The sequence below is a fragment of the Johannesbaptistia floridana genome (assembly GCF_057440575.1).
The window spans coordinates 1-9,656 of sequence record NZ_JALKVM010000273.1; the positions used below are offsets into that span (position 1 = coordinate 1).

Genomic DNA, 9,656 nt, shown 5'->3' on the forward strand with positions numbered 1-9,656 from the left:
GGCTTGCGCCCATATCCAGGCTTGCGCCCATATCCAGGCTTGCGCCCATATCCAGGCTTGCGCCCATATCCAGACTTGCGCCCATATCCAGTCTTGCGCCCATATCCAGGCTTGCGCCCATCCCCAGACTTGCGCCCATCCCCAGACTTGCGCCCATCCCCAGACTTGCGCCCTAAAGTCTGATGCTAACCTTCATCGCTACTGAGAATTTGTGGAACTCGGAAGAATTCATCTTCTCTTTCTGGTGCTATTGCTAACATCTTTTCTGGGTCTACATCTACCCTAAGGATATCTTCTCTAGTAATATTGCTAGTTTCAATAGCCCGGGTAGTAGGTGGTACATCTGTTGTATCTAATTCACTCAACTGGTCGAAATATTCTAAGATACTATTTAGTTGAGTAGTAAATTGTTCTTCTTCACTTGGAGTCAAATCTAAACGAGCTAAGTTAGCTACTTTTTTGACTTGTTCTTTATCAATCATTGAATATGCCTGTAAACTATCTCGAATACTATACTAGTTCTGTTAGAAAAATACATCTATTTCAGAACGTCCGGTAGTTTTTAACCAGTTTTGAGCTTCAATATAGTTATTGGGGGCAATACGGATTGCTTGTTTCCAGTATTCTGCTGCTTTGTCAAATAGGGCTTCAGCTTCGTCAGATTGGCCATTTTCTTTGGCTCTTTCCCCTTGGTAGTGGTAAACTACGGCAATATTATTTAAGGCTTGAGGCATTTGGGGATTTAACTCAATGGCTTGTTGATAGTATCCTAACCCTCTTTCGTATTCACCATTACTAGTGTGTATTAAACCAATATTGTAGAGAATATAACTGCGGTCATTACTATCTTCTTCAAGTTTAAGGGCTTCTTCGTAGTTTTGTAAAGCTTCAGCGTATTCTCCCTCAGCTTGGGCGGACATACCATCTCGATAATAGGCGAAAGCTTCTTTAGATTTTTTGTTGGTAGGAAAAACTTTTAGCAGAATGTCTGCCATTACTGTAAAACTTTTATCAATAAAGTTATCGTTACGTTGAGTTCTTGGCATAGTTATTAATGCTCTTTCTTTTTAAAAGTTGCTTATTTTGACTTTACCTCTCGATTATACAATAGACCATTGGCTAATTATCGCAGTGCTCGTTGTAGTGTTAACCAAATTAGGAGAAAGAGGGTTTTTAAGGATTTGCATCAATATTTAATTATATCATTAATTAAACATCAATGTTGGGTTTCGTGCCTCAACCCAACCTACAAAATCTAGTCTGAATAAGCCTTTTTGGTCAACCAATTTTTAAGGGCGATCGCATTAATTCTTTAACTCAAAACTTCAAAACTTCAAGACTTCAAAACTTCTTACTTCAAGACTTCAAAGCTTAGTACTTCAAGACTTCAAGACTTCTTACTCGTTACTTATTACTCATTACTTCAAAACTCATAATTCATCCACAACCAGTAACTTTCGGTAAAGATGCTTTGGTCTGAGTCAACCCAGCCTACAGGTTACTGACATAATTTGGTGCGTTACGGGCTTCGCCCTAACACACCCTACTCATACTAAAGGATAGTGGGTAGTTTCATAAACTTATGGTGCGTTACACTTCGTTAACGCACCCTACAAACTTTGTCTCCTAAGGGTATAACATTAATTCTTTAACTCATTACTCATTACTCATTACTCATTACTCAACCACAACCAGTAACATTAGGTAAAGATGCAAGATCTGAGATAAACTACCAATCCTCCCAGTCTTCATTAAAAATAGAAGTATCGGGAAAAGCTATGGGATTCCCTGACTCAGCAATCTTCTGGCGTAATTGTTGTAATTCCTCACTCGGCCGTGGCATACTCTCTACTAATTGGTAAGGGATAATATCTTCCTCCAGGGCAAACACTGCTGTAATACCCGCAGCAGCACCACTAGACCATTCAAAGGAATGAACTCGATAGGCTGCCGCGGCAATATGACTGGTAGCAATGCTTTTTCCGGCTACTAATAAGTTATCAATTTTTTGAGGAATCATCGCTCTTAATGGTAGTTGAAAAGGATAAGTATCCCCACCCCCTCTTCTTTCCCCACTTCTTTCTGTAACTCCGTAGGCAGTGGGAGGACTTTCATTCATACAGGGATGAAAATCAAGGGCATAATGACCAATTCCTACTGCATCTGGGTAAATTGTTGACCTCTGGCGTCTGGGAAACGTCTGGTTATTATTTTTATCATCAATTCCTTCTAATCCTGACAAGATAACTTGTAGGAGTCTATAGGTGTTGGGGTCAAGATTTTCTCGATAGTAGGCGGTTTGGTAGTCGCGGCGAGATATATCAATTTCCCTGATGGTAAAACCAGAATTATAGCCAAAGGAAGGACGGCCGATAATTCTTCTTCCTTCACGGATATAGGGATACTTAGATAAACCATGAATAGTTCCCATAGGACTATCCTTGCCTGTTAAAAATATATAGTAGGGGTTAGGGGTCTTTACTCCCGCGCCTAGTTGAGAGTCTGTGGTGCCCATAACTAACCAGTAAAAAAATCCTTTGGCGTGTTTTTCTGCCTCTTGTAACGCTTGAATACGTAGTCCACCTTTCCAACCTCCTGGAGTTAGTTGTCCGGTTGCGGCTAGTTGTTCTCTGGTGTAAACTAAGTTATCCTCAGGATTCCCCGGACGATAATCATTACCCCAAGTCCAATTTTGCATGGATATATCCCCTACTGTGGGAGTTGTAAAGATAATGCCGCCAAAGTTGGTTTTTTCCCCCTCTTCTACACTTAAAATGCGGCGATAGGTAAAAAGTAAGTCGAAATTAGCAAAGCGAGGCAGTTCATAACTATAGTAGTGGGCATTGTCTAAGTAACGTGGTGGCATTTGATACCTCTGCATACTGGCGGTTTTTTCCATGGCAAAGGTATAAGTGAATCCTTGGGTACAATAGGGGTCTGGTGTGACACTAGAGGAGGAGGGTTCATAGTGGGAGCGCGGATCAATCCCTAGGCGATAGGGCACATCTGCTAAACCAATTATTTCTCCAGTTTCTGTGGCTTCAATTATATACCAATTCCCTTTGTTCTCCTCTGAGGGTGCTAAACGGATAATTGTTTTCTTAAAGTAATCTGAATCTTCGTATTCATACCAGTCAGCAATTGTTTCTGATAGGGGAAACGTGTTCAAGGGTGGCGCATTATCTCCTGGTTGATGTTGAATGGCGATCGCCCCTTCAATCCAATTCCCTTGAGAAGATATTTCTAACTCTTTAATTACTGTTGATGGTAACCAGATTAATTCCCCTTCTCCTTGTTTCTCTGCTTCTTGGAGTTGCTCCATAATCAGTAAATGTCCATCTTTTGGCAGAAAACATGACTCACTTACCCAACAATCTCCCGGGTTAAGTTTACCGTAGTGATTAGTAATTCTTTCTCTTAATTCTAAATATCCCTGAGAATACCACAACAGCCATCGCTGAGTGCTTTTCTCGTCTAAAGCTGATGTGCCTTGGGCGGAAATTTGCCCTCCTACCCAATCAGTTATTTCTGTCATACAGACTTTTTTCCCTGCCAACAAAGCTTCATAGGTGGCGGCAGTCCCTGCTAATCCCCCTCCAATTACCAAAATGTCACATTCAATCTTTTTGTCTATATTTGTTGCTGTTTCAGCTTTTACGCTTTTAATTCCGGTGAAACTTAAAATTAACAAAACAACTAAGTATAGAAATTTTTCAATAATCATAATTATTTTTTTAAATACTTACATAACTAAAAAACTTAGTTAACTTATCAACAATATTAGACTAAAAATGTTATGCTATTAATATATATCATCAGTAAGAAGCGAAAAGATCAAATAGATGATTAAATATATATGAGAGAATCCAACCGTTTCAGAAAAATTTAGTGAAGTCCACTTTGTAGTTTAGAAATTGAACTTTTGGGAAAATTAGCCTAACTAAACCTTCGTAGCTTACTTAATTTAATTTTTTAATAAAGCTTTACAGGTCTTTAAATTCAACTAATGACGTTATAAAAATCAAGATTATGTCTAAATTGCCATTAATCGTACAATCATCAACTCAAGAAATATACGGTGCAGCAAGCTGTTTTCATGCACTTTCTGAGCCTCTACGGCTAAAAATCCTAGACTTACTCAAGCAAAAAGAATTATGCGTATGTGAATTATGTGATGCTTTGCAGGCATCTCAATCAAAACTGTCTTTTCATCTAAAAACCCTTAGAGAAGCTGATTTAGTAAGTAGTAGACAAAAAGGACGTTGGGTATATTACAAACTAAATCCCAACCAATTTAGCTTACTTGAGCGATACTTATCAGAGTTTTAACAGAGTATTGTGGTAATCAAAAACCTTTTTAGGCATCAAAAGCTTGGTGCGCGTTCCTTAGATCTTGCACGCAAATACAAAAGTACTGAAATTCGCCAACAGGCGAGAATCAATTTTTAAGAGGTTAGAATCAATTCTTTAACTCATTACTTCAAAACTTCAAAACTTCAAAACTCAACCACCACAAGTAACTTTGGATAAAGATGCTTTGGTCTGAGTTGGCGAGATCTCGCACTCTTATCGCTGTGGGTTAAAGGTTGGAAAGATGGTGTTGAAAAACTTATGAATATTGTAAATTAGTAAATAATAACAGTAACTAGATGCCCTGAGTAAAAATGTTAAGTATTGGAACACAAGAAAGCGATCGCCTTAGCACAATTACTAAGACGACTTGGGCTGAATATATTAGTTTAGATTTGCCGAGTAAACGAGTCTCATTTCGCAACGGAGTTATTACAATCGTGTCTCCAGGACGTAACCATGAATTGATTGCTGATTATCTTAGAGCATTTATTTGGACTTACTGCCGTCAAAATAATCTGGCACTGTTTCCTTACAATCAAACCACTCTTAAAGAAGAAGGAAAAGAAGGGAAACAACCTGACGTTGCTTACTGTTTTGAGATAGACAAAAACCAGCCTGATTTGGCAGTAGAAATAAATCTAACTTCAGGGAGTATCGACGATTTAACCAAATATCAATACTTAAAAATTAGAGAAGTTTGGCTGTGGGAAAACAATAAAATTAGATTCTTTGTTTATAGTAATTCAGACTATTTAGAATTAACGACAAGCAATTCTCTGTCTAACTTAAACAGCGATCGCGTTACCACAATTGTGAATAGTTGTTTTGGCAAAAGCCTTTTAGAAGTAGAAAAATATTTCCTTTAAAGAAAGTGTTAGAGTAAGAGCTTTAATAAAGAGCCCGTGACGAGGATTGAACTCGTGACCTCACCCTTACCAAGGGTGTGCTCTACCACTGAGCCACACGGGCACTTTGTGTAAAGATGGGCCGAGCTGGATTTGAACCAGCGTAGGCGTAGCCAGCGGATTTACAGTCCGCCCCCATTAACCACTCGGGCATCGACCCATTTAGTTCCACGATTATTTATAATAACACTCTTTTTAGTTACTGTCAATGAATTTTCCCATCAAGTTTATTTTTCCGGTTCCACGGGAAGAGAGAAGTCACTTTCATCGTAAATTTCCCCTACTAATTCTTCTAAAAGGTCCTCTAAAGTCACTAATCCGAGAGTCCCTCCATACTCATCAATCACAATTACCATGTGTGAATGTTTTTGCAGCATTTCTCTGAGCAAATTACTCACTCTTTTAGTTTCTGGAACATAAAGAGGTGAATCCATTATTTCTGTTACCTTCACTTGGGTAGCAGTTTCAGGAGGCAGATTTTTTAGATATCTCAAAGTAGCTTTTAGATTAATAATACCGATAATTTTATCTTTAGTGGCTTCTTGAACAGGGATACGGGAATACCCTGTATCTAAACATAAATCAACTAAAGATTCCAATGTTGCTTCTGCTGAAATTGTCTGCATGGCAAATCTTGGCTTAACTAAATCCTTAGCCATTAACTCATCTAGTGATAAAGCTTTGTTAAATAAATCATGTTTAGACAAATCTAATTGACCTTTGACAATCAATAACTCCATCATCAACTGCAAGTCATTGAGGGATTCTCCTGTCCCTATAACCCTAGCTGATTTACTTTGGAATAAATTGATTATTTTTTGGGTGATAAATTCAAAGGCAGATATTATCCCTAACCAAGATAGTATTCGTGATAACCAAAAAACTGGCCGGACTGAAGCTAGAAAAATAGGTTTAGAGTTAACAATTGCTAGAGACTTGGGTGTGATTTCACCAAAAATTAACACAATTATGGTGACTACTGCTGTTGCTACTCCTAATCCCGCATTTCCTAGCCAGATAGCAAATAAATTACTGGTGATAATAGCTGAAAAATTATTAACTAAATTATTACCGAGTAACAAGGTAGTTATAAATCTACTGCGATTTTCCAGAACTAGACGATATATTCCTGTTGGGTCTCCTTGTTTCTTAATTAAACCTCGTAATTTTAAATTATCAAAAGCAGTAATTGCTGTTTCAGAACCGGCAAAAAAAGCCGAGAGAAACAGCATCACCACTAAAACCGTAATATCTAACCAGACTTCTCCCAACAGAGGGCGAGATTCTGATGGCAAGGTTAAAAAATTAATTAAAATATGTGTCAAAAATCAAAACTATCTCAGACAATTTATTACAAAACTTATTACCAAAGTTAATTAACTGTTTAATTAACTGTTTAATTAAACAGTTAATTAACAATGTAGGCAGATTTCAAAGCCCAGATAATGAGAGCGATAATGCTACCCAAAATTAAAACGGCTGAAATAGCAACAAGGGCTGGTTTATCAGCGCCATCAAATTTCATAATTCCACGGTTAAGGTCAGACATGAACTTCACTTCCTTTTAATGATGCAATTAATCTTCTTATAGTTTATAGTCTATCCATTTAGAAACGAAATTGGGTTTACTTTTCTAAACGTACTGCATACCATTGTAAATATTCACCGGGGCCTAAATCAAAATCGCAATAATTTTTTAACAGAAGTTCAGCTTGTGCTTCTACTGAAGTTAACTTTTCTAATTCTCGGGGTAAATCATCTTGATGAGTAATAATTACTTGTTTTAGTTTAGCTAGTAATTCTGGGTAAGATAGAAATTGTTCTGGCAGATTAGGTTCGAGAACCACATAGTATGATTCTTCTTGGTACATGATTGAGTCTGGCATAAATCCCAAATTTAAGCTAAATTAAATTTTGTTTAATCTTAAGGTAGCATAATTTTTATAAGATTATCATCTTTCTGGTTAGGGGAGATCGCCTTTTTAAATTTGAGGTTAAAAGTTAATGAACACAAAAAAATATATTTACTATCTAAGTATAAGCTTAGTATTTATTGCCCTTGTAGAGTTATTTAGCAATCAACAAGTCTTAGGAGAATCAGAAAATATTGCCCTCTGTGAAGCCAATAAAAATACTATTCGCATTTATAGGGAAAATCAAGAGTTAAAAATGCTTGCTACTAACCGTCAAGACCAAATAAACTGGTTAAACACACAAGCTCAAATAGAATCTTCAGATAATGGTACTACCTATACTAATATCAGAGGAGAACAAATTGTTAGCTTATTTATCCCCTCTACTTCTGATTCTTGCTCTATTACTATAGGCAATCAACCCTTAGATTTAGGAATTCTAATTACAGAAAAGATGAATACAGGAATAGTTACAGGTACAGTTACCTATCGTGAAAGAATTGCTCTACCAAGTGGGAGTCAAATCCAAGTTAAGTTATTAGATGTATCTCGTCAGGATGTAGCCGCAACTGAGATAAACTCTCAAACCATTACTATTGACAAGCAACAAGTACCCATCCCCTTTGAATTAACTTATGATGAAAGTGAAATCAAAGAATCAAATACTTATGTAGTTCGTGCTGAGATACGAATTGAAGATCAACTAGCTTTTACTACTACCACGATGTATCCAGTTATTACCCGAGGCAATTCTACAGAGGCGAATCTAATACTCGAAAGAGTTGCTAGTAAATCTTTAGCAGAAGAAATAAGAAGTAGTAAATGGCTGTTAGAAGACTTAAACGGCCGAGGAGTCATGGACTACCTTCAAACTACGTTGGTGTTTAATAGTGAAGAAAGTTTAGGAGGTAATGGGGGCTGTAATTCTTACTTTGCTGGCTACGAATTAAATCAAACTCAATTAAATGTGAGTGAAATTGGTTCAACTAGAAAAATGTGTCCAGAAGCGGTGATGAATCAAGAGAAAAATTATTTTGAAGCTTTAAAAAAAGCTCAAAGTATACGTATAGAAGGACCATATTTATTAATTGATTCAGAAGGTTATGAACAACCGATGCGATTTACCAGATTATCAGAGTAAACTGAAGAATAATAACTTCAAGTTGTTAAAGATAATCACTGCGATCGCGCCAATTCAAACTCCATTATTGATACATGGAAAATCAGAGTATTAGTGAGTTAATCTGGGGATTTTTATCTCTACAAGCAGATAGTTATATTTCCCTAGTTAAGTACTCACAAGCATTATGGTTAGCAATTATCATAGTTTTGCTGGCGGGTATTTCCCTAGGAATAGGTCAAGGAATCATACTTTTTATCAACCAAGTTAAACCGATACGCTTCGTCTTTAGTATTCTACTCAACGCTATACTATTTACCTTTTAATAGCCAGGGATGGTATATCTATGGCGCCAAAGATGTAAATGGCCTGTTTGTAGTTAGGTCTTGGTTGCCTCGGTCTTTGTTGAGACTACAACCTCAACAGTTAATTACTAGTAATAAGCAGGGTTATCAATTTATTCGCAAGCAAGCATGGAGTGAAGCAGTAGCGCCAAAGGGGAAAATTATTGGCAACTAGGCGATCGCGCTTTGCTAATTCACGTCTATGGCGGCATTGGCGGGAAAAAACGGGAACCGGCGGCAGCTACGCCAATCTTTTTTGGTCACTTTTCCTACGGAAGCGCTACAGTAATTAAGGATCCTTTGACGAATTTTTCTTAAATATGGCGCTAGTGTTTGGGTTTTACGTACTAATCAAATTGGGGGTCATGATCCAGATATTGAGGCTATTTCTCCTATCACTCTCTAAATTTTAGATGTAGTTAAGATACTTATATTAATGTACCAAGTGGAGTCGCTAATTATTTTATTTATTATAGTTGACTTTTTTGAGTGGCACTTGGCGAAGCCCCAATCCCAAATACTTAGGATAAATATATATATAAATATTTGTTGTTTTTTATCGCCTAATTTTAAGATAAGCGATCGCCTGATAGATATATACTTTGTAACTAATTAAACAGATAAGCTTCTAAATACTAGATAATTAGCGCTCCGTTACACGAATGGAGATATCCTCTATAAAAAAGTATGAGTAGGGTGCGTTAGCGCTGCGGCGCGTAACGCACCGTTAGATGAGTAATAAGTAATAAGTTTTGAAGTAAGAAGGTAGCCTGTAGCCTGTAGGTTGGGCCCTTGGTAACGAAACCCAACATTATAGAGGTAGTAACACTTAATTCTACATTCCAACCAGGGCGCAAGTATGAGCGCCCCTACTCAAGCTATGCTCTATAAAATTATTTTTATACTACTAAAGGGGCGAACTCCCCTCTGCGCGTAACGCACCGTTAGATGAGTAATGAGTTTTGAAGTAACGAGTTTTGAAGTAAGAAGGTAGCCTGTAGGTAGCCTGTAGGTTGGGCAG

At 37.4% G+C, this 9,656-nt stretch carries 12 protein-coding genes, 2 tRNA genes and 1 pseudogene; 7 read left to right on the forward strand and 8 right to left on the reverse strand.

Annotated features, from left to right (window positions below; all coding sequences use genetic code 11):
* Positions 1 to 183 (forward strand): annotated as a pseudogene (locus MW688_RS16920) (hypothetical protein); the annotation flags it as partial.
* Between the two features lie 2 nt (positions 184 to 185).
* Here the strand turns inward: MW688_RS16920 and gatC are convergent.
* From gatC to MW688_RS16935, 3 genes are all read right to left on the reverse strand, one after another.
* Positions 186 to 482: an Asp-tRNA(Asn)/Glu-tRNA(Gln) amidotransferase subunit GatC gene (gatC, locus tag MW688_RS16925; protein WP_486737190.1), complete on the reverse strand. Its 297-nt coding sequence runs from the start codon at positions 480 to 482 to the stop codon at positions 186 to 188.
* A gap of 42 nt (positions 483 to 524) precedes the next feature.
* The gene (locus tag MW688_RS16930) at positions 525 to 1,046 is read right to left on the reverse strand and encodes a photosystem I assembly protein Ycf3 (protein WP_486737191.1); all 522 of its coding nucleotides are present in this window, start codon (positions 1,044 to 1,046) and stop codon (positions 525 to 527) included.
* 683 nt (positions 1,047 to 1,729) lie between these two features.
* Positions 1,730 to 3,724: an FAD-dependent oxidoreductase gene (locus MW688_RS16935; protein ID WP_486737192.1), complete on the reverse strand. Its 1,995-nt coding sequence runs from the start codon at positions 3,722 to 3,724 to the stop codon at positions 1,730 to 1,732.
* Positions 3,725 to 4,029: 305 nt separating this feature from the next.
* Between MW688_RS16935 and MW688_RS16940 the strand changes: the two genes are divergently transcribed.
* A complete protein-coding gene (locus tag MW688_RS16940; RefSeq protein WP_486737193.1) occupies positions 4,030 to 4,329 on the forward strand; it encodes an ArsR/SmtB family transcription factor in 300 nt (99 codons plus the stop codon).
* A 335-nt stretch (positions 4,330 to 4,664) separates the two neighbouring features.
* Positions 4,665 to 5,219: a Uma2 family endonuclease gene (locus tag MW688_RS16945; RefSeq protein ID WP_486737194.1), complete on the forward strand. Its 555-nt coding sequence runs from the start codon at positions 4,665 to 4,667 to the stop codon at positions 5,217 to 5,219.
* A gap of 31 nt (positions 5,220 to 5,250) precedes the next feature.
* On the opposite strand, the gene MW688_RS16950 is transcribed toward MW688_RS16945, so the two are convergent.
* From MW688_RS16950 to MW688_RS16970, 5 genes are all read right to left on the reverse strand, one after another.
* Positions 5,251 to 5,322 (reverse strand) — tRNA-Thr (locus MW688_RS16950).
* A gap of 14 nt (positions 5,323 to 5,336) precedes the next feature.
* Positions 5,337 to 5,418 (reverse strand) — tRNA-Tyr (locus MW688_RS16955).
* Positions 5,419 to 5,485: 67 nt separating this feature from the next.
* Positions 5,486 to 6,553 carry a hemolysin family protein gene (locus tag MW688_RS16960; RefSeq protein ID WP_486737195.1) on the reverse strand — a complete coding sequence of 356 codons (1,068 nt, stop codon included), beginning with the start codon at positions 6,551 to 6,553 and terminating at the stop codon, positions 5,486 to 5,488.
* 113 nt (positions 6,554 to 6,666) lie between these two features.
* Complete coding sequence (locus MW688_RS16965) at positions 6,667 to 6,807, reverse strand: hypothetical protein (protein WP_486737196.1); 141 nt, start codon at positions 6,805 to 6,807, stop codon at positions 6,667 to 6,669.
* A 76-nt stretch (positions 6,808 to 6,883) separates the two neighbouring features.
* Positions 6,884 to 7,144 carry a CRR7 family NDH-1 assembly protein gene (locus tag MW688_RS16970; protein WP_486737197.1) on the reverse strand — a complete coding sequence of 87 codons (261 nt, stop codon included), beginning with the start codon at positions 7,142 to 7,144 and terminating at the stop codon, positions 6,884 to 6,886.
* A gap of 118 nt (positions 7,145 to 7,262) precedes the next feature.
* Here MW688_RS16970 and MW688_RS16975 point away from each other — a divergent pair, with 118 nt between their 5' ends.
* The 4 genes from MW688_RS16975 (at position 7,263) to MW688_RS16990 (ending at position 8,953) form a co-directional block, all read left to right on the forward strand.
* Positions 7,263 to 8,312 (forward strand): YbaY family lipoprotein, encoded by a 1,050-nt coding sequence (locus MW688_RS16975; RefSeq protein WP_486737198.1) that lies wholly within the window; start codon positions 7,263 to 7,265, stop codon positions 8,310 to 8,312.
* A gap of 74 nt (positions 8,313 to 8,386) precedes the next feature.
* The gene (locus MW688_RS16980; RefSeq protein ID WP_486737199.1) at positions 8,387 to 8,617 is read left to right on the forward strand and encodes a hypothetical protein; all 231 of its coding nucleotides are present in this window, start codon (positions 8,387 to 8,389) and stop codon (positions 8,615 to 8,617) included.
* Positions 8,618 to 8,681: 64 nt separating this feature from the next.
* Positions 8,682 to 8,810, forward strand: a complete 129-nt coding sequence (locus MW688_RS16985) for a hypothetical protein (protein ID WP_486737200.1) — start codon at positions 8,682 to 8,684, stop codon at positions 8,808 to 8,810.
* Positions 8,811 to 8,821: 11 nt separating this feature from the next.
* Positions 8,822 to 8,953: a hypothetical protein gene (locus MW688_RS16990; protein ID WP_486737201.1), complete on the forward strand. Its 132-nt coding sequence runs from the start codon at positions 8,822 to 8,824 to the stop codon at positions 8,951 to 8,953.
* The last annotated feature ends 703 nt before the right edge of the window (positions 8,954 to 9,656 follow it).